Consider the following 19,834-nt stretch of genomic DNA (forward strand, 5'->3'; position numbering starts at 1 on the left):
GGAGCCGACTCCGCTTACTCTACCATCAATCGGAGTCGGCTCCGCTTTCCTTCGTCCGGCTGGTCCGGCTGGTCCGGCTGGTCCGGCTGGTCCCGGCGGACTCGGCGGCCGCGGAGGGTTCGTCGGGCCCGGCGGAGGACTCCGCGGCCGCCGGGGTCAGGCCGTCGAGCAGCAGGGAGATCAGCCGGGACGCGAGGTCGCGCCGGTCCTCGTGGCCGCTGATGAGGGTGATGCCGCCGAGCGCCATCAGGACGTCGTGGGGGACGGCGTCCCCGCGCAGCCGCCCGGCCGCCACCCCGGCCTCGATGAGCGCCGTGGCCGCCTCGCCCAGGGCCGCGCGGCTCTGCAGGCGCAGCCCCTCGCGGGCCGCGAGGATCCCCGGCAGGGCGTTCGCCATGCCCCGCTTGGTGAGCATGTAGTCCACGAACGCCTCCATCCACCGGCGCAGCGCCGTCCTCGGCTCGTGCTCGGCGAGCAGCCGCGGCGCCGAGGCGCAGAGCCTTGCGGTCTCGCTGCGGTACGTGGCCTCGATGAGGTCGTCCCGCGTGGGGAACCTGCGGTACAGGGTGCCGATGCCCACCCCCGCCTCCGCGGCGATCGCCTTCAGCGACGTGTCGGCGCCGTCCTGGGCGAAGGCGCGCGCGGCCACGTCGAGCAGCCGCTCGTGGTTCGCCTGTGCGTCGGCGCGGAGTGGGCGGGGCATGCGGTTCCTCCTGGTGTACGGGGGCGTCGGGGCGTCGGGCGCGGAGCCGCCGCAGGGTCAACCGGACGCTGCTCCGCTTGTCCCAGTCTAGGGAGCGGACCGCCCGCCCGCCCTCGCGGCTGCGCGCCGGGCCCGGGGTTTGCGGCATGCGCCCCGGTGGCAGCCGGTCCTGGTGGCAGGAGCGGCGCGGCCGACGGGCGCGCCGCCCGACCCGTAGCGAAGAGGGGACCCGAGCGTGCTGAAGGACACCACAGCCGTCGTCACCGGCGCGTCGAGCGGCATCGGCGCCGCCGTCGCGGAGGCGCTCGCCGCCGAGGGCGCGTCGGTCGCCCTGCTGGCCAGGCGCCGCGACCGGCTCACCGGCCTGGCCGAGGCGATCAACGCGCGCGGCGCCGGGCGCGCCGAGGTGTACGAGGCCGACGTCACCGACGCGGACGCGGTGCGCGCCGCGGTCGAGGCGGCGGCCGAACGCGGCGGCAACGGCATTGACATTCTCGTCAACAACGCGGGCAGCGGCACCTGGGGGCCCGCGCTCGGCGCCGACCTGGCCGACTGGCACAGCACGGTCGACGTCAACGTCGGCGGCGTACTGAACGCCACCCACGCGGCCCTGCCCCACCTGGCGCGCGCCGCGGACACCGCGCCGCGCGGCGTCGCCGACCTGGTGACCGTCAGCTCCATCGCGGGCCGCCGGGTGCCGGGGCCCGACAGCAATGTGTACGCGGCCACCAAGCACGCGGTCGGCGCCTTCTCCGAGGCGCTGCGGCAGGAACTCGCCGGGCGGCACGTCCGGGTGGGCGTGGTAGAGCCCGGCATCGTCGTCACGGAGCTGACCACGAGCGGCCGCCCCCACGCCCCGGACGCGACCAGCCCCACCGGCTACGGCCTGCTGCAGCCCGGGGACATCGCGGCCGCGGTCGTCTTCATGGTGACGAGGCCGCGCCACGTCGCCCTCAACGAGATGCTCGTACGCCCCACGGAGCAGACGCGCTGACCGGCGCGGCGGGGCGGACGGGCACCCCGGCGCCCACGCCGGCCGGCAGCGGTCACACGCCTCAGGGGCCGTTGCGTCCGGAGCCCCGACGCCTCCGTGCGCGGGAAGACCGCGGGGTCCGGCGCAGGAGGGTCAAGCGGGTTGCTGGGACGGTGCGGCGGCCCGTCCTGCGGCTGCCAGGTCGAGCAGAAGATCACGGGTCGTCGACACGGCGGCGCAATTGTCGGCCGCGTACGACAGGGCGGCGCGGTGGTTGGCGAGGGAGAAGTCGGCGATCGCGTCGGCCACCAGGAAGGTCTGGATGTCGTGCGAGAACGCGTCGACCGCGGTCATCAGACAGCCTACGTGCGCGTACACACCGCAGATGATGAGCTGGTCCCTGCCGGTCCTGCGCAGTGTCCCCAAGAGATCATTGCGATGAAACGCGCTGTAACGCCACTTGGTGAAGACCGTGTCGCGGGTGCGAGGCCGCAGGGAGTCGACGATACGTCGATCTTCCTCGTCGGCATGCATTCCTGGGCCCCAGATGTCCTTGAGCAATCCGCGTTCCTGCTCGGTCATGTCGCCAGGCTGCGCGGTGTATGCGATGGGCACGCCGAGCTGTGCGCAGCGTGTTCGCAGCAGACCGCAGTTGTGCAGGAGGTCCTGCGCGGGAGACGCGTCGGCGGTGTAGGGGCGCAGGAAGTACCGCTGCATGTCGTGAATGAGCAGGACGGCCCGCGCCGGGTCGGGAACCCAGGGCACGCGTGTCTCGGGCAGATCACGTTCGGTGGGCATGGGGTACGGGTCGATGGGGCCGATGTTCACGTGAAGTCCTCACAGAGGTGTCGTTTCCGGGGCGTGGGGACAGCTGCCGTACAGCCGTGGTGGTTGTGCCGCTCGGTGGGAACGGCGGCTCACGGTCGCCAGTGCGAGACGACGTGGAGAGCCTGATGGAGGTTGAGCCTGGGGTCGCACAGCGTGGTGTACGCGCCGTCGCGCCCGGCCTGCGCGACAGCGCTCGGGTCCGGCACGCATTCCGTCACGTCGTCCGGCGTCGTCTCCAGGTGGACGCCCCCCGCCACACCGTCGGCCCGGCGGACCTCGGCGAGGAATTCACCGAGGTCCTGTGCGATTGCCGATACCGGCCGTGTCTTCACGCCGCTCGGCGAGGTGACGGTGTTTCCGTGCATGGGGTCGCACAGCCAGATGACCGGGTGCCCCGCTGCTCGCACCGTGGAAACCAGTTCCGAAAGCCGCCCCGGGGCGTTGCCCGCCCCGAACCTGGCGATGAGCGTGAGCCTGCCCGGCTCGCGCTGGGGGTCGAGCCGTTCGCATATTCGCAGCAGGGCGTCCGGCTCGCATCCGGGCCCGATTTTGCAGGCGACAGGGTTGACCACGTCGGCCAGCAGCCGCACATGCGCGCCTTCGGGATCGCGGGTGCGCTCACCGACCCACGGCCAGTGAGTCGACGTCAGAAGAGTGCGGCCATCCTCCGACCGCTGCAACTGAGGAAGCTCGTAGTCGAGCAGCAGCGCCTCATGGCTGGTCCACACCGGGGGTTCGGGCAGCGGGGTCCAACTGTCCACCCGGTGGCGCAGGGCGAGCATCGTCTCCCGGGCCGCCCGGTGGCCGGCGAGCAGCCGCAGCGGGTCGGGGCGGCGTGCGACGGATTCGGGCTCCGGCGCGTTGACGACCAGACCGCGGAAGACCGGCAACTCGACGCCATCGACCCGTTCGGTCGGACGGGACCGGGGCTTGGCGAACTGCCCGGCGATACGGCCGACTCGGACGACCGGAAAGCCGGTGTTCAGCTGCAGGACCCCCGCGAGTGCGTGCAGCAGGCCGACCTTGCGGGAAACCCTCTCCGGCGTGCCCGACTCGAAGTCCTCGGCGCAGTCTCCGGCCTGCACGACCAGCAGACGCCCGTGGGCGACCTCGGCCAGGAGGGCACGGAGCTGGCGCACCTCCTTCCAGGGAACGAGGCCCGGCATGGCGGCGATGTCGGTCCTGACCTTGTCGACGAGCCAGCGGTCTCCCCAGTCGGGCTGCTGCTCGGCGGGCAGCCTTGAGTACCTGGACAACTCATCGGTCGGCACACGGCTGTTGAACGAGCCGGCGGTGGCTCGCATGGCGGTGGGTATGTGCACTTCCAGTCCTCGGAGGTTGGTGGGGCGGGGGCGTGGCGGACTGTGCTTGGCGTCCTGCCGGGGAGTCTGGCTCGCCCTTGTGGGCCTGGGCTGCCGCCAATCGATCACGGAAGTCTCGGTCCCTGCCCGGTCAGTCGCCGGCCCGGGGCCCCCGCAGCGGTCCCGGCTCGGCGGCGGCGATGACGGCGGCGGCCACCTCGGGTGCCACCCGGGGATCCAGGACACTCGGCACAACGCGGTCGGCGGCGAGGTCCTCCATGGCGACCGCGGCTATGGCATCGGCGGCGGCGAGCATCATCGGCTCGGTGATCTTGCGTGCCCCGGCGTCCAGCGCGCCGCGGAAGAGCCCCGGGCATGCCAGCAGGTTGCTGATCTGGTTGGGCACGTCGCTGCGTCCTGTGGCCACGACGGCTGCGTGCCGCGCGGCTCGCTCGGGGGCGATCTCGGGCACGGGGTTGGACAGGGCGAACACCACCGACCGCGGGGCCATGCTCGCGATCAGTTCCTCGGGTACGGCCGACGATGAGACCCCCACGAACACATCGGCTCCCGGGAGGACGTCCGACAGCCCGTCGCGGGCTCCCGGGCGGTCGGTCAGCCGGGCCAGCTCTGCCTTGGCGGGTGTGAGGTCCGGGCGTCCCGGATGGATCACACCGCGCGAGTCCAGGACAGTCACCTCTCCAGCTCCCGCGGCCACCAGCATCCGAGCGCAGGCGGTACCCGCCGCACCCGCGCCGTGGACCACGACGCGCAGGGTGTTCAGCGGCTTGTCCAGCAAGGCGGCCGCACCGCGCAGCCCGGCCAGCACCACGATGGCCGTGCCGTGCTGGTCGTTGTGCATGACCGGGCAGTCCAACGCCTCGATGAGCGCGGCCTCAAGCTCGAAGCAGCGGGGTGAGGCGACGTCCTCCAGATTGACCGCGCCGAAGGAGGGGCGCAGCAGTGACAGCGTGCGCACGATCTCGTCCACGTCCCGGGTCTTCAGCACGAGCGGGATCGAGTCGAGCCCGCCGAGCGCCTTGAACAGGGCCGCCTTGGCCTCCATGACAGGCAGCGCCGCCATGGGGCCGACATCGCCCAGGCCGAGGACGGCGGTACCGTCGCTGACCACGGCGACCAGCCGGTGGGCCCAGGTGTACTCAGCGGCGAGTTCGACGTTCTCCGCGATGGCCCGGCTGACCGTCGCGACACCGGGAGTGGAGATCGCCGACAGGTTCCGGGCGTCGAGCGGGGAGGCCGGTACGAGGGTCCGGAGTTTGCCGCCCCGGTGCGCCCGGAAGATCTCGGCCTCGGTGAGTTGTTCGGCGCGGCCCTGATGAACGACCGACATTGGACTGCCTCCCAGACGGGTTCGGTGAGCTGGTGATCGACTGGTGTCGCGCGCGCTTCGGCGGGGACGGTGACGCCCGGCCGAGAGAGGTGCGGGGACCACAGTGGCTCGCGGCGCCCGGAGCCGTGCCGGCCTCGGGGCCGCCGGCGCGGCAGTCCCTTCGACCCTAAGGACAGGCGCCGATGCCCGGTACTACTCGTGTGGGTGGGCCCCGTGGGGCCGATGACCCACTCACCACTCTGTGTCGTCGCGCCCCGCGCGGACGAGTAGTTGTGGCTCCCGCCCTGGTCAGAGAACGTGGTCGTCAACCCGCCGACTCCATTCGTCTCACCGGCCCCGCAGTGCGGGAAGCAAGCCGGGGAGCACGTGTGCACACGGACGTCGGCACACTGAGGAACCCTTGGCAGGAGGAGCCATGATCGCGAGCGTCAAGCCGCCGGGCGGCGACGCGTCGAGCGCACTGCTCGACGAGCTGCTCGCACCAGAAGGGGTCCCGGGCGGTTACGCGCTGCTGCACCGCCCGGACAGCGGACCCGTAGGCCGGATCGAGGTTCTGGCGGGAGAGGTCGGCGAAGCGCCGTCCCTGGCGGATCTGCCGTCCGGCGGAGCGCCGTTCTCCGCGGAGGACGGCGCCGCGCACGAGATACTGGCTGTCGTGCCGTTCCGCCAGATCGCCGAGAGAGGTCTGGCTTGCGTGGACGACGGCGCGCCTCTGCTGGTCATGCGTATCTTGCGCCAGGAGACCGTGGACGTGGCCGTCGCGCTTGACCGCCTGCCTGACGATGCCCTCACGCTTCGGGACGCGCGGTTCACCGTGGACGACGCGGCGTACGCCGACTTGGTGCGCACCGTCCTGGCCGAGGACATCGGTGATGGCCGGGGTGCCAACTTCGTCATCGAGCGGCCCTTCGTGGCGGAGGTGGCGGACTACGGGCCGCGCGCAGCGCTCTCGGTATTCCGGCGGCTGCTGGCCCGGGAGCGCGGCGCGTACTGGACCTTTCTCGTCCATACCGGCGAACACACCTTCGTCGGCGCCTCCCCAGAGCGTCACATCAGCGCGGTGGGCGGTCAGGTGGTGATGAACCCCATCAGCGGTACGTACCGCTACCCCCACAGCGGACCGACCGCGACCGGGATCCTCGACTTTCTCCAGGACCGCAAGGAGACCGACGAGCTCTTCATGGTGGTGGACGAGGAACTCAAGATGATGGGCGGCATCTGTGAGGGAGGAGGGCGCGTCGTCGGACCTTTCCTCAAGGAAATGGCCCGGCTCGCGCACACCGAGTACCTCATCGAGGGGCGGAGCGACTGGCCGGTTCAAGAGATCCTGCGGGAGACACTGCTCGCGCCGACCGTCACCGGCAGCCCGCTGGAGAGCGCCTGCCGGGTCATCAAGGATCGTGAGCCGGGGGGCCGTGGCTACTACAGCGGCGTGCTCGCGGTCGTGGGAAGCGACGGCGAGGGCAATCGCCTGCTGGACTCGACGATCCTCATCCGGACCGCGGACATCGACACGTCGGGTCGCCTGCGCATGGGAGTTGGAGCCACTCTCGTCAGACACTCCGATCCGGAGGCCGAGGTCGCCGAGACACACGCGAAGGCGGCCGGGCTACTGGCAGCCGTACGCGGCGACCCCGGTCCCGCCGCCGCCCGTGACGCCGGCACCGTCCGCATGACGCCGCCGCGCAGTCTGGCGGGCGATCCCCGCGTCCAGGCCGCCCTCCTGCGCCGCAACATGTCGCTGGCGCCCTTCTGGACCAGCACGGCCCCCGACGGGGCGGTTCTGGCTCACCGGCCGCGCCCGGGTGCGCTGTCCGGCGACGTGTTGCTCATCGACGGCGAGGACAGCTTCACCACGATGCTCACACATCAGCTGACCGAGCTCGGGCTGACACCGGTCATCCAACGGTGGACCGGCTTCACGTCCCCCCGGCCCCTGGCGCCGCTGGACCGATACGACCTGGTGATCGTCGGCCCAGGCCCGGGCGACCCACGCGCGGTGGATGAGCCGAAGATCGCCTCCCTGCGCGCCGTGACGAGCCATCTGCTGGGGGCACGTCGGCCTATGCTGTCCGTCTGCCTCGGCCATCAGGTGCTCGCCGGGGTACTGGGCCTCGCCCTTGTCCGCAAGGCCCGTCCCCACCAGGGCAGGCAACGACAGATCGACCTGTTCGGGCAAGCACGCCGGGTGGGCTTCTACAACAGCTTCGCCGCCCAGGCCGGACCAGGCCCGCTCAGCCCACCACGTGCGGGCGGACCGGTGGAGGTCAGCCGCGACCCCGTCACGGACGAGGTACACGCCCTTCGCGGGCCGACCTTCAGCTCGGTCCAGTTCCACCCCGAATCGGTGCTGAGCGTAGACGGCTTCGCGATCCTGCACGATCTGGTGAACGGCCTGCTCGTCCCTCCGGTCACCGCGGACATCGCCTGACCCCCGTACGCGTCCAGAAGAGGAGGACCTGAGATGCCGAAGTTGATAGTCAGCAATCAGCGCACTGACGAGCTGATCGGTGACCTGGCCAGCCTGACGCCCGATTACCGTCGATACGTGGCTGGTCAAGCACAGCGGATGATCTGGCTCGCGGAGCCGGGCGATGTCCTGGTGCTGCCGGTGGAGCCGGATCCCGAGTTCCTCGCCTACATAGCCGGACTGAAGGGTCTTGACCCTTCCGGGTGGACTGTCGTCGTCCCGCCGGTGGGTCGGCTGGGGACGGATGTGCTCTCCCGCGACCGGCTGCTGGGGGCGGAGTTCGTCTCCCGGCTGCGCAAGGCCGTCGAGGAGCGAGGGGTCCGTACCATCCTCCCCTTCCACTTCGACAGGATCAGTGTCACGTTGGGCCAGGCCCTCGGACTCGACCAGCACACACCGGGGTTCGCGTTCGCCGCGCAGGGCGGCACCACGCTCCTCAACAGCAAGGCGACCTTCCGGGCGCTGGCCGTCGGCCATGGCATCGCGATCCCTTACGGTACCGTCACGGACAGCCGGGACGACGCCGAGGACTTTCTCCGGGAAGCGCTGGGCGCCGGACAACCGTGCATCGTCAAGCAGGATTTCCATGTAGGCGGGATCGGCAACGAAATCCTCAGCCCGGTTCCGGGAGTCCGCCCGATCGGCGCGAACGGCACCGAGTTGATCGCCGACCATGCCGCGCTCGCCACGCACCTGGCGGACCGCTGGCCGCGATACAGCGGCGACGGCCGAAGCCGGGTCGTCATCGAGCACTACACTCCGGAGGCACCGGCGATCTACGCTGAGCTGCTCATCGCCGACGAGGGAGTTCACCTCGTCGGCCACGGGGAGATGCGGATGAAGCCCGTGATCAACGGGCTCATCGTCCCCGCGCCCTCCCAGCGGCTACCGCGCTTCGAGTCCTTCCTGAACGACTCCCGCCGATTGTGCGAGACCCTCCGCGTGATGGGCTACCGCGGGGGAATCAGTGTGGACGCCATCATCACGCCGGAGGAAAGGATCCTGGTCAACGAGGTCAACGGCCGGGTTGTCGGGTCAGCCCACATCCACCGGATCGGTGAGGACCTGCTGGGGGACGGCTGCCCCAAAGACCGGATTGTCATCGAAAGGCGCCGGGCCGTGTTTCCGGACTTCCGCACCACGCTGGAGAAGCTCAATGCCGCCTCCCTCGCCTACGATCGCGAGGCCCGCACCGGTGTGGTGATCACTGTTCACGACAATGGCCGCTCCGGGGGCCACGGTGGTTACTGCCTGATCGCGCCGGACCTCGCGGCGGCGCGAGCGGTGGAGAACGAAATGGACTCCCTTTTCGAGGGTACGGATGCCTGACAGCACCGCCCCGACGGACGCACAGGACACGGCCGCGGAGCCAAGCGGGTACCGCGCGCTGCTGTCGACGCCCGCGGTCCGTCGGTGGCTCTTGGTGTCACTGCTGGCGAAGCTGCCGGTGGCCATGGCTCCGCTGGCCTTGGTGTTCCTGGTCCGCGAGTCCCCCGGGGGCTACACCCTGGGCGCGTTCCTCGGCGGGGCCTACGTGGTCGGGGAGGTTGTCGGCGCGCCCGTGCTCGGCGCCCGTTTGCGAGGCGGTCGTCAGCGGGTGCAGCTCGCCATCGGGCTGGCGGTCGGCGCTGCCGCCTTCGCCGGCCTCGCCTTCTGCGCCTCGGCACCCGCGGCGCTGCCCACCGTGCTGGCGTTCGTCGCCGGTGCGGCGCCGGCGGCCAACTCTGGCAGTTTGCGGGCGGCGTTGGTGGAGATCGTGCCGAAGGAGGACGTCACACGGGCTCTGAGCGTGGAGACCACCCTCACCCAGGGCATCTGGGCGGTGGCGCCGGCCTTGGTGGCTTTCCTGGCGCTCGGTGGTGCCGCCGGCGCTCCACTGGGCCTGGCCGCAGCCTGCGCCGTCCTCGCGGCCGTCGGGGTGCGTCTCCTGCCCATCGGCCGAGTACCGCGGGACGAGGCACAGGTGTCCGAGGGCCCAAAGCCGTCGCTGGTGAGGGCCCTCGCCGTCGGATGGCCGATCTATCTGACCAGCGCCGCCGCTATGGCCCTGTTGGCCACGGCCGAGCTCGTGCTGCCCGCGCTGCTTCAGTACCGGGGCCTGCCCGTCGGCTGGTCGGGACCGCTGCTGACGGTGTTCTCCGCCTCAAGCGTGGCGGGCGGGCTCCTCTACGGAGCGCGGGCCTGGCCGGGTGACTCCCGCCGCCAGAGTCTCGTACTCCTTGTGGTCATGGCCGTCTTCGTGGGGATGATCGTCGTGCTGCCGGGACTCGGCGGCATCGCGGTCGGCCTGGTACTGGCCGGCGCCTTCAAATCCGGGGTCATGGTCACCCGCAACCTCTCCCTGCGCTCGTGGGTGCCCCCGGACATGCTCGCGACGGGGTATTCGGTCATGTACGCGGTACAGGGAGTTGGTTACAGCATGACCGCCTCGATCGCCGCACTCGTGCTGGCCAACACGTCTCCACCCGCGGCCATCGTGAGTGGCACGGTTCTGACGTTGCTCCTCACCTTCGTCAGCGCCCTCGTCGAAAGAAGGAAAAAAGAAGGGAAAAAGAAGGAAAAAAGGACGACTTTGTGAGCTGACCGCAAAAAGGGGAGTCCGCCAAGCCGGACCGGTGGATCCGTGGAGTTCACCGCTACGCCAGGCTCCGGATGCGCCTTATTCTTCAACGTCCTTGTTGAATCATCGGTATGGGAAGGTCCGGTTCCGTAGACCGTCCTCGATCGCCGGGAAAGCGGTGGCCGGCGCCCGACATTCACGTCGCGCGGATGCGCCACCGCGACAAGGTGCCGGTGTAAACCTGTGGACCGCATGTTTGACATAGGTCACAATCGCAAGGCGTATGAGCCCCCATATGCGTATTTCATGCGCCCTTCATAATTCCCGGACGGTACAGTGACTGACCCCCGGAATTCCCGACCTGTCGGGGGAGATCGGGCCGTGTGAAGCATTCCGCGGCACCTCCCCCGCGGCCGCGGCCACATGAAGGCGGTGCTCCTTGTCCTCGCCCAGTCTCGTTCCACCTCTGCCGGACAGAAGACGGGATCGGCAGCCCGAGCATGTCCTGCAGCGCTCCATCCGCGACTTCGCGACCGGGAACCACATCGACGAGATAGCCGCGCTGCTGCGGGGCATGATGGCCGATCCGGTACAGCTGGTGCGGGCCATGGGAGTGTCCGGCTCGGTTGAGCGGGCCTCGGAGATCGCCGATGTCGCGCTGCAGCTCGGATTGCCGGGCGAGCTCACGGCCAGGCTTCGGTGCCTGGCGGTGGAGTCCCGCATCGTCGGGGGCTCGGCACCCGAGGCGCTGAGAGTCGCCGAGGACGTTGTCGCCGCCTCGGGTGCAGTTCCCGACTCCGTCTCCGCCGCCACGGCCGCCAGCCGGACGTTCGGCCGGTACTTCATCGATACCGCTGAAGGCCGACGCTATGCCGAGACACTGCTCCTCGCGGGCGGCGGACGGATCGACGCCGAGTTGTTAGCAGCCGCAGCCGTGCTGTCCGAGGCCGTGCTGTCCGAGGGGCGGTTGTCCGACGGTCTCACGCTGGCCCGGGACGCCGCAAAAGGGGCACACGCCCTTCCCTCGCCTCTGTGGCGTCCCTACCTTCATCTGGTACTCGCCGACCGCCTCACCGACTGCGGAGCGTACGAGGAGACGGAGGATGCCCTGCGCATGGCGCGGAGGGCGATGGCGGGGAAGGACGGTACGCGTACCGAGGGCGCGGGCGTGGCCATCGCTATGAAGTACCAGAACGCCCGCCTGCTGAGTCATCGCGGTCGCCTGACGGAGGCCCGCGACGAGGCGCAACAGGCGCTGCTTGCCGCCGTGGGCGTGGGCGCTCGGCTGTTCGTGCCGCTGCTGCTTGCCCTCCTCGGACAGCTCGCCCTATGGTCGGGCGACGCTGAGGAAGCGGCTTCTCTGGTGGCCCGTTGCCGCGATGTCCTCGCGCAGGCCCACGTGTACCTGCCGTCCATCGGCTATGCCTGGACCGAGATCCAGGTGTCCGCGGCCTGGCAGGGGCCGGCGGCGGCGTTGAGGCGCATGGTCACCGACTACGGCTCCAACACCGGTCGTTCGGCATTGTTCGTCCGACAGCCGGAAGCCGCCGCCTGGTTCGTCAGAATCGCTCTGCGCGCGGGGGACCGCGCCTGGGCGGTCACAGCCGTCGAGACCGCCCAGCGACTGGCGGACGACAACCCCGGCATGCCTACGCTGGCGGTCGCCGCACTGCACGCGAACAGCCTGTTGCACCGGGACGCCGACGGACTCGTGAGGGCGGCCTCCGGGCACCGGCATCACCAGGCCCGGCTCACCGCTGCCGAGGATCTGGCCTCCGTCCTCAATGATTCCGCCGTCCCTGCATCCGGCCACGGCCCGGGGGACGGCTTGTCGGGCTCCGGTCCTCAAGCTGATGACGCGGTAGCGCTCAGCGATGCCGAACGTGAGGTCGCCCACCTCGTCGGCAAGGGACTCACCAATCGGCAAGTCGCCCTGAGGACCGGCCGGTCCCAGCACACCGTGAACTTTCATCTGCGTAACATCTTCCGCAAACTGGGACTGAGTTCTCGGGTTGAACTCGCGGGCCGCGTGCACACCTGGGCGGCGCACCCCCCTGAACGGCACTTGACCCGCGGTGCTTCAGCGCGTGGCGTCACGGATCGGTCTGGCGACGGCAGCGGCGAAGGCCGTGAGGCCACGGCCTGTTCCCTGGGCTTGTGCTCGACGGCGGCTGGATGAGGGATATGGGATGTGTCGGACTCGACGCGCTGGATACGTCAGGGGAACACCTGGCGGCTCCGCGCCGCCCGGGCTCGTGACATGTCGTTCCGGGCCGACGGCAGAGTGCCGCGGGATGCCGGTCCTGCCTCACTCCGCCTCGGCGGCCGTGCCGCGGGCACCCGCGGGGGGAGCCGCGGGCGCGGGGCCCTTCGGAGGGGCGGCGCGAGTCTCCGGCACGTAGCGGATCAGCAGGAACGCCACCACCGCGGCCGACACGGCGGTGAAGAGGAACGACGAGGTGTAGCCGACCTGGGCGGCCAGCAGGGCGAAGAGGACCGGGCTCAGCGTCTGGCCGCCCTGCCCGGTGAAGCGCCACAGGCCGAGGAACATCCCGCGGCCCTCCGCGGGCGCCACGTCGGCGCCGACCGTCTGGATGGACCCGCCGGTCAGCGCCTGCGCCGCCACGCCGACCAGGAAGAGGACCACGTACCAGAGCAGCGACAGGTGGAAGAAGGCGGAAGCGGCGAGCGCGCACATGGCGAGCGCCACCCCGGTGAAGCCGGGCACCATGGTGCGCTTGCGGCCGTAGCGGTCCATCAGCCAGCCGCTCACGAAGCCGATGGGCAGGGTGATCGCGGCGGCCGCCGTCGACAGGTAGCCGATCTGGGCGGGGCCGAGGCGGTAGGCGAACGCCGCGTACAGGTGGAGGAGGTCGGCCTGCACGGGACCGCGGGTGAGCCCCGCGAACAGGGCGACGCCGAAGTACACGAGCCGGGGCAGCACGATCCGGCGCAGCGCCGCGAGCCGCCCGCCCGTGCGCTGCCCGCCGGAGCGCCGTGCGGCGGCGGCCTGTTCGCGGCGCGGAGTGTCCTCCGCGAAGAGGTAGGCGGGGACGAGGGCGGCGAGCGCCAGCACGCCGTAGACGACGAACGGGGCCCGCGGGCCGCCGCCGCTCGCGAGGAAGCCGCCGACCAGGGGGCCCGCCAGCTTGCCCGAGTTGTTCATCCCGAACAGCCAACTGACCTCGCGGCCGCGGCGGTTGGCCGCGGCGCCGTGCGAGATGGCGGCGAGCCGTGCCATCAGCCACATCTGCGCGGCCACGCCGTCGAAGAACCGCAGGGCGAGCAGGATCGGGAACGAGTGGGTGAACACCACGGCGAACGCCATCAGCGCGGTGAGCACGGGGCCGCCGAGCAGCACGGCGCGCCGCCCGAAGCGGTCGATGAGCCAGCCGGAGGGGACGGTGCCCGCGAGGTTGCCGAGGACGAACGCGGTGACCACGCCGCTCGCGGAACCGAAGCCGACATGGAAGGACTTGGCGAGCGTCGGCACCGCGGGCACCGCGATGCCCGTGCCGAGCGAGAGCACGAACGCGGGCAGATAGGTGGAGAAGACCGCCTCGCGGGAGAGGGGGCCGCCGCCCCGGGCCTGAGCCGCCTCGGACCGTGGCATGCCATCCCCTCTCCGGCGCCGGTGCCTTCGGGGCCTCTCTTGCGAGACTTCCGCAAGAGCGACCGCCTCGCGGACAATAGTCATACCATTGCGCCGCTCGCAAGGGTGCGTCGGGGCCGCGTTCCCCGAGGTCGGCGCGGGGCTGACGCGCCGGACGCTCCGCCGCGCCGGCCGGGTGCCGCGCCGCGTCAACACGCCGCAGTGACGCCCGGCCCTGCCCGTACGCCGTGCTGACGCGCCGGTGACGTACCGGCCCCGCCTTCGTTGGGCGTTCCGCGGTCCGCTCCCGCCACGGGGGCGGGCGCACGGAGCGGAGGAGAGCGGCGTGTTCGACCGGCTTGGACGTTTCGACGCGGCGCGCAGGGGCTGGGTGCTCGCCGGCGCGCTCGCCGTCCTCCTCGTCTCCTGCTGGGCCTGCGCGGGCCTGCCCGCGCGGCTCAGCTACGGCGGCTTCATGGCACCGGCGGCCGAGGCGAGCCGCGCGGCCGACGCGATCAGGACCGAGGTGGGTGAGGGCGGCGCCGACGTCCTCGCCACCTTCCGCAGCACCCGGCTGACCGCGGCCGACCCGCGCTTCCGCGCCGCGGTCGACGACGCCCTGCGCCACGCGCCCCCCGGCACCGTCGACCGCGCCACCACCGCCTGGGCCACCTCGGACCCGCTGCTCGTCTCCCTCGACCAGCACGCCACCGTCGTGCCGGTCCTGCTGCGCGGCGACGGCGAGACCGGCCGCACCCGCAGCTATCTCGCCCTGCGCGACGCGCTGCACCCGCGGGGCCTCACGGTCTCCTGGACCGGGCCGAGCGCCGTCATCTCGGAGATCGTCCAACGCTCCCAGCACGACCTGGTGCGCACCGAGGTGCTCGCCCTGCCGCTGATGATCCTGCTGATGGTCTTCGTCTTCCGCGGGGTCGTCGCCGCGCTGCTGCCCGTGGTGACCGGCGTGCTGGCGACCGGCGCGGCCCTCGCCGCGCTGCGCGCGGTCGCCGGCTTCGTCGAAGTGCCCTACGTGACGGTGAATCTGGTCGTCGCCATCGGGCTCGCCGCCGGCGTCGACGCGGGGCTGCTCATCGTCAGCAGGTTCCGCGAGGAGCTGCGCGCCGGGCGCACCCCGGCAAAGGCGGTCGCCGTCACCGTCGACACGGCCGGGCGCACGGTCGCGCTCTCCGGCGTCGTCATGACCTTCATCGCCGTGGGCCTCGCCTTCTTCCCGCTCGGCTTCGTGCGCGCCCTCGGCATCGGCGCCGCCGTCGGGCTGCTGGTGGGCGCGCTGGTCACGGTGACCGTGCTGCCCGCCCTGCTCTCCCTGCTCGGCACCCGGGTCGACGCGCTCTCCCCTGCGTGGCTGCGGCGCAGGAACACCGGCGGCGACGGCGTGCTGTGGGGGCGGGTGGCGCGCACCGTCATGGAGCGGCCCGTCGCCTATGTCCTCGCCGTCTCCGCGCTGCTGCTCGCGCTCGCCGTGCCGTTCCTGCACACCGTCATCGGCTTCCCCGACCAGCGGATGCTGCCCCCTGGCGCGCCCGCGCGGGTCGCCGCCGACGACATGCGGCGCGACTTCGCCGTCTCCGGCCTCGGCACCCTCCAGGCCATCGCCACCTTCGACCGCCCCGTCGACACGGGAGCAGGCCGCGCCGACCTGCTGGCGTGGACCCGCGGACTGTCAGAACTGCCCGGCGCGCGCGGCGTGCTGGTCGCCGGCACCGAGGACACCAGGGCCGTCGTCTACGTCGGGCAGAGCGAGGGCGTGGAGAGCGACTCGGCCAAGCGCCTCGTACGGTCCGTGCGCGCGCTGCCCGTGCCCGGCGGGCGCGGCGTCCTCGTCGGCGGCGCATCGGCCCTCGCCGTCGACACCATGGACACGTTCTTCCGGCTGCTGCCCGGGGTGCTCGCCTTCATGGCGGCCACCACCCTGCTGCTGCTGACGGCCGCGCTGCGCTCGCTGGTGCTGCCGCTCAAGGCGCTCGCCATGAACGCGCTCTCCATCTGCGCCTCCTTCGGCGCCCTGACCTGGATCTTCCAGGACGGCCACGCGAGCCGCCTGCTGGGCGCCGAGCCCACCGGCTACGTGGACGCCCTGGCGCCCGTCGTGATGCTGTTCCTGCTCATCGCCGTGTCCATGGACTACGAGCTGTTCCTGCTGCTGCGCATCCGCGAGCAGTACCGGCTGCTCGGGGACGACCGGGAGTCGGTGGCCGTGGGCCTGGAGCGCTCGGGCCGGGTCGTCACCGCCGCGGCGGCCGCCGTGCTGCTCGTCACCGCCTGCTTCGCCACCAGCGGCGTCGTGATGGTGAAGGAGATCTGCGTCGGCGTGTTCCTCGCCGTGCTGATCGACGCGGTCCTCGTACGGGCCGTGCTCCTGCCCGCCGTGATGCGGCTGCTCGGCGCGGCCAACTGGTGGTGGCCGGGGTCGGGGCGCGGCGCGCAGGGGAAGCCGGGAGCGGCGCCCGCGGTGCGGCTCCCGGCCCCCGCCGAGGGCGCGTCAGCCGAACGTCAGCCGCGCTGAGCCGTTGCCCGTGCCGCCCGCGAGCCGGCCCGCCGTCCAGCAGTCCTTGCCGATGCCCGGGTCGTCCACGGTGATCTGCACGCCCACAGAGCCCGCGAACAGGCCCTTGGTGATCTGCACGTCCTCCGCGGCGAACGCCACGTTGCCTTCGGCGTCGTTGGTGAAGCGGAGCCTGCCCGTCGCCGAGCTGGTGCCGACCTGCTCGCCGGTGGGGCCGATCCACTGCGCGGTGCCCGTGCCCGTGCCGAGGGCGCCGGCGCAGGTGCCGTCCGCGGTCCCCTGGAGGGTGACGTCGACGCGGGAGACCACGGCCGAGCCCGTGCAGTCGCCGGTGACGGTGGCCCGGTAGTCCGCCGTGCCGCTCTGGTCGCGTTCGAGGACGCGCGCGGCGTCGGCGGGCTCCACGGTCGCCTTGCCCTTGCAGGTGAGCGGCACCGGCACGACGGGCGCCTCGGCGGCGGCCCGCGCGGGCGGCTGCTGGCCGAGCAGGGCCACCGCTGCGGCCGAGGCCGCGAGCAGCCCCAGGGCCGTGGTGTGGACGAGGGCGCGGGTGCGCCCGTTCGCTGGCATCACGTTCTTCTCCCAGTTCAGGCCGCGCGGCGCGCGGGCCGGGTCCGACGATGCCCTCCGATGATGGGGGCCCGGCCGCCCTGGGCAGGCCGCCCGAACGGCAGGTTCACCCGCTCGGTCACGCAGGTGCACCCGTTGTCGTGAAGCCCCGTCAGAACCGCTGACCGGCAGACCTGTCGGCAGTTCTGAAGGCGGGGGCCCGGCCTGCCGGTGGCGCCCGCCCGTACGGGGCGGCCCGTCGCCGGTCCCGCTGCCGCGGGCCGCCACGCCGCTCCCGTAACCCGGCCCGCGCGGCGCGCGTTGACCCGGCGGCCGGCCCGGCGCACGGCGCGCCCCGCGCGGCGTCCGAACGCGGGACGCGGGACGCAGGACGCAGGGTGCGGGACGCAGGGTCGCAGGGTGCGGGACGAAGGACGCGGGACGCGGGACGAAGAGACGGGGAGGCACGACATGGCAGGCACGCCGGGGTTTCCCGACGCCGCGCTCGACGCGTACGGGGCCGCACACCCGGGCACCGGCCTCGGTATCGGCGCGGTGCTCGAACTCGCGGGGCCCCCGCCGTCCCGCGCCGATGTGGCCGCCTCGCTCCTGCCCGTGGCCGCGCTGCTCGGCACCGGCGACCCCCTCGGATGCGTCGAGGAGCCCGCCGACGCGGCAGGGCGCGGCCTGCCGGATGTCGCAGCCGACCTGGTGGGGCGGGCGCTCGGGCCGCGCCGCTGGACCTGCGCCCAGGTCACCGGGCTGCCGGGCGGCACCTTCGCGCTGGCGTGGCGCGCCGACCACCGGCTGCTCGACGGCGCGGGCGTCGCCGGCGCGCTCGCCGCCTGGGCCGGCGTCCCGGCCCGCGCCACCGCCGCCGCGCCCCGCGCCGCGCAACGCGGCGCCGCGCTCGCCGATCCGCTGCGGGCCGCCTGGCTGTGCGCGCGGCCGCTGCTCGGCCGCGGCCTGCCGGGGGCGCCGCCCGCCCCCACCGCCCTCTCGTACGCCTGCGCCGCCGTGCCGCTCGACGCGCTGCGGGACGCGGGACGCGCGCACGGCGCGAGCGTCAACGACGTGTACCTCGCCGCCCTCGCGGGGGCGCTGCGCGCCCGCCCCCTGCCGGGCGCCGCGGGCCGCGCGGTGCGTGCCCTCGTCCCGGTGAACCTGCGGGGCGCCGCCGACGCCGCCGTGCTGCACAACCGGCACATCCCGCTCAGGCTCGACCTGCCCGTCACCGAGCCCGACCCGGCGCGCCGACTCGCCCTGGTCGCCGCGCGGACCCGCCGCGGCGTGCGCGCGCTCGGCCACCCCCTCGTGGGTGCCGTCTACCGCGCGCTGCCCGCCGCGGCCGGCGGCCTCTTCGTCGAGCGGTACTTCGGCGCGGGCCGCGCCGACCTGCTCGCGAGCAACGTGCGCGGCCCCGCGGACGCGCTGAGCGTGGCGGGCCGCCGCGTCCTGCGGGTGCTGCCGCTCAACTTCCTGCCCGCGGCCCACCGGTTCTCCGCCGTCCTCGCCACCGCGCAGGGCACGGCAGGCGTCGGATTCACCGTCGCGGGGCCGCGCGCCGAGGCCGAGGCGCTCGCCGCCGCCTGGACGGCCGAGGCGCGGCTGCTCACCGCCGCGGCGGCTCAGGCCGCGACGGGCGGTTCGAGTGCACCGCCCATGGCCCCCGCCAGATAGGCCGCGTCGACGGGCGCGGGCTCCGGCAGGCCGGGCGCGTCGTGCAGCAGGTGCGTCCTGTCGTACGTCCTGCGCTGCGCGGTGAACACCAGCAGCGACGCCAAGTGGTGCGCGAACAGCGCCTCGTAAGGATCCGGGTCGCGCACCTCGTCCACCAGCTCGACGGTGAGCCCCGGGTACAGCAGCCCCAGCACCTCGGCCGCCGCCGCCAGCGGCGTGTTGCGCGGATGCGTCAGGTGGACCGTGCGCACCCCGGGCCCCCGGCCGGGCCAGGCCGCCGCCGCGAGGACCGCGGCCCGCGCCGCGTAGTCGACCGGCACCAGGTTGAGCGCGCCCCCGCCCGCCGCGCGCACCCGCACCCGCAGCCCGCTGCCGTCGGCGCTGCCGCCGTCGAGCAGCGCCGCGAGCGCCGGATCCTCCGCGGCCCTGCGCCGCAGCGCCTCGTGGATCAGCAGCGCGAGCACGGCCAGGGGCTGGCGCTGCCGCCCGGCCCCGCGCACCTGCCGGTCCGACACCAGCAGCGAGGGCCGCAGGATCACGGCGCGCCCGCCGGTGCGGGCGCTCCACGCGTGCACCGCGCGCTCCGCCGTGTACTTGCTCTCCTCGTACGGCGTCAGGAACCCGTGCCGGTCGGTGAGGTCGTTCTCGCGCACATGGCCCTCGGCGCGGCCGCCCGCCACATAGGCGGTGCTCAGGTGCACGAACCGGGCGCCGGGAGCCAGGGCCGCCAGGTCGAGCACGCGCCGCGTGCCGAGGACGTTCGCCCGGAACAGCGGCACCGGGTCGTCGTGCAGCGCGAGGTGCGCGGCGCAGTGCCACACGGCGGTGCACCCCTCGGCGAGCGCGGCGCGCCGCGCCCCGTCGAGGCCGAGGCCCGGGGCGGTCAGGTCCGCCGACGCGTACCGCAGCCGCTCCCGCGGCGTCGCGGCCCCCGCCTCCTCGTCGAGCCCGTCGAGCAGCGCCTCCACGCGGGCCCGCAGCGCGGGCTCGGCGCCCCGGCCCAGCACGGTCACGGGACTGTCGTCCTCCGGCGCGGGCCCGGTGGTCCGCGATTCTGCGGGTCGGGGCCCGGCGAGCAGCTCGCGCAGGACGCGGCTGCCGAGGAAGCCGGTCGCGCCGGTGAACAGTACGGCCATGGCGGACTCCTGGGATCGGAGGGCGGGGGAGCGCCCCGGCAAAGGGGGCCGCGTGCCGGGGCGCGAGCCGAGGACACCACACCGCGGCCGCGCGCCGCGGCGACCGCGCGGCCCGCGCGCGCCCCGGCCGCTGGCCGCCGCACGGGCCAGGCCCGCCGGATCGA

General features: G+C 73.0%; 14 protein-coding genes. 7 read left to right on the plus strand and 7 right to left on the minus strand.

All coding sequences use genetic code 11. The features are described 5' to 3' along the window. Window positions 1–25: 25 nt before the first annotated feature. Window positions 26–703 (minus strand): helix-turn-helix domain-containing protein, encoded by a 678-nt coding sequence (locus tag AB0910_RS03885; RefSeq protein ID WP_366742893.1) that lies wholly within the window; start codon window positions 701–703, stop codon window positions 26–28. Window positions 704–938: 235 nt separating this feature from the next. Here AB0910_RS03885 and AB0910_RS03890 point away from each other — a divergent pair, with 235 nt between their 5' ends. Then, the gene (locus tag AB0910_RS03890; RefSeq protein ID WP_366742894.1) at window positions 939–1,697 is read left to right on the plus strand and encodes an SDR family oxidoreductase; all 759 of its coding nucleotides are present in this window, start codon (window positions 939–941) and stop codon (window positions 1,695–1,697) included. 132 nt (window positions 1,698–1,829) lie between these two features. Here the strand turns inward: AB0910_RS03890 and AB0910_RS03895 are convergent, their stop codons facing one another. From AB0910_RS03895 to AB0910_RS03905, 3 genes are all read right to left on the minus strand, one after another. Further along, on the minus strand, window positions 1,830–2,504 hold the full coding sequence (locus tag AB0910_RS03895) for an isochorismatase family protein (protein ID WP_366742895.1): 675 nt from the start codon (window positions 2,502–2,504) through the stop codon (window positions 1,830–1,832). A gap of 89 nt (window positions 2,505–2,593) precedes the next feature. Next, a complete protein-coding gene (locus tag AB0910_RS03900; protein WP_366742896.1) occupies window positions 2,594–3,808 on the minus strand; it encodes a 3-deoxy-7-phosphoheptulonate synthase in 1,215 nt (404 codons plus the stop codon). A gap of 148 nt (window positions 3,809–3,956) precedes the next feature. Further along, window positions 3,957–5,156 (minus strand): malic enzyme-like NAD(P)-binding protein, encoded by a 1,200-nt coding sequence (locus AB0910_RS03905; RefSeq protein WP_366742897.1) that lies wholly within the window; start codon window positions 5,154–5,156, stop codon window positions 3,957–3,959. A gap of 415 nt (window positions 5,157–5,571) precedes the next feature. Between AB0910_RS03905 and AB0910_RS03910 the strand changes: the two genes are divergently transcribed. The 4 genes from AB0910_RS03910 to AB0910_RS03925 all read left to right on the plus strand — a co-directional run bounded on the left by AB0910_RS03910 (window position 5,572) and on the right by AB0910_RS03925 (window position 12,365). Further along, window positions 5,572–7,587 carry an anthranilate synthase family protein gene (locus AB0910_RS03910; protein WP_366742898.1) on the plus strand — a complete coding sequence of 672 codons (2,016 nt, stop codon included), beginning with the start codon at window positions 5,572–5,574 and terminating at the stop codon, window positions 7,585–7,587. A gap of 33 nt (window positions 7,588–7,620) precedes the next feature. Then, window positions 7,621–8,955, plus strand: a complete 1,335-nt coding sequence (locus AB0910_RS03915) for a peptide ligase PGM1-related protein (protein ID WP_366742899.1) — start codon at window positions 7,621–7,623, stop codon at window positions 8,953–8,955. Next, window positions 8,948–10,204: an MFS transporter gene (locus AB0910_RS03920; RefSeq protein ID WP_366742900.1), complete on the plus strand. Its 1,257-nt coding sequence runs from the start codon at window positions 8,948–8,950 to the stop codon at window positions 10,202–10,204. The genes AB0910_RS03915 and AB0910_RS03920 overlap by 8 nt, the downstream gene beginning before the upstream one ends. Window positions 10,205–10,625: 421 nt before the next feature. After that, window positions 10,626–12,365, plus strand: a complete 1,740-nt coding sequence (locus tag AB0910_RS03925; RefSeq protein WP_366742901.1) for a helix-turn-helix transcriptional regulator — start codon at window positions 10,626–10,628, stop codon at window positions 12,363–12,365. Window positions 12,366–12,494: 129 nt separating this feature from the next. On the opposite strand, the gene AB0910_RS03930 is transcribed toward AB0910_RS03925, so the two are convergent. Further along, entirely contained in the window at window positions 12,495–13,799 is a 1,305-nt protein-coding gene (locus AB0910_RS03930; protein ID WP_366742902.1) for an MFS transporter, read from the minus strand. 325 nt (window positions 13,800–14,124) lie between these two features. Here AB0910_RS03930 and AB0910_RS03935 point away from each other — a divergent pair, with 325 nt between their 5' ends. Further along, complete coding sequence (locus AB0910_RS03935; protein ID WP_366742903.1) at window positions 14,125–16,305, plus strand: MMPL family transporter; 2,181 nt, start codon at window positions 14,125–14,127, stop codon at window positions 16,303–16,305. Here the strand turns inward: AB0910_RS03935 and AB0910_RS03940 are convergent. After that, entirely contained in the window at window positions 16,282–16,875 is a 594-nt protein-coding gene (locus tag AB0910_RS03940) for a hypothetical protein (RefSeq protein ID WP_366742904.1), read from the minus strand. The genes AB0910_RS03935 and AB0910_RS03940 overlap by 24 nt on opposite strands. Before the next feature lie 450 nt (window positions 16,876–17,325). Here AB0910_RS03940 and AB0910_RS03945 point away from each other — a divergent pair, with 450 nt between their 5' ends. Then, window positions 17,326–18,534 carry a WS/DGAT domain-containing protein gene (locus AB0910_RS03945; RefSeq protein WP_366742905.1) on the plus strand — a complete coding sequence of 403 codons (1,209 nt, stop codon included), beginning with the start codon at window positions 17,326–17,328 and terminating at the stop codon, window positions 18,532–18,534. Here the strand turns inward: AB0910_RS03945 and AB0910_RS03950 are convergent. Then, window positions 18,483–19,670, minus strand: coding sequence for an SDR family oxidoreductase (locus tag AB0910_RS03950; RefSeq protein ID WP_366742906.1), 1,188 nt, complete (start codon window positions 19,668–19,670; stop codon window positions 18,483–18,485). The two genes, AB0910_RS03945 and AB0910_RS03950, sit on opposite strands and share 52 nt — an antisense overlap. Window positions 19,671–19,834: the final 164 nt, after the last annotated feature.

Source organism: Streptomyces sp. NPDC047002 (assembly GCF_040704505.1).
Taxonomy (GTDB): domain Bacteria; phylum Actinomycetota; class Actinomycetes; order Streptomycetales; family Streptomycetaceae; genus Streptomyces.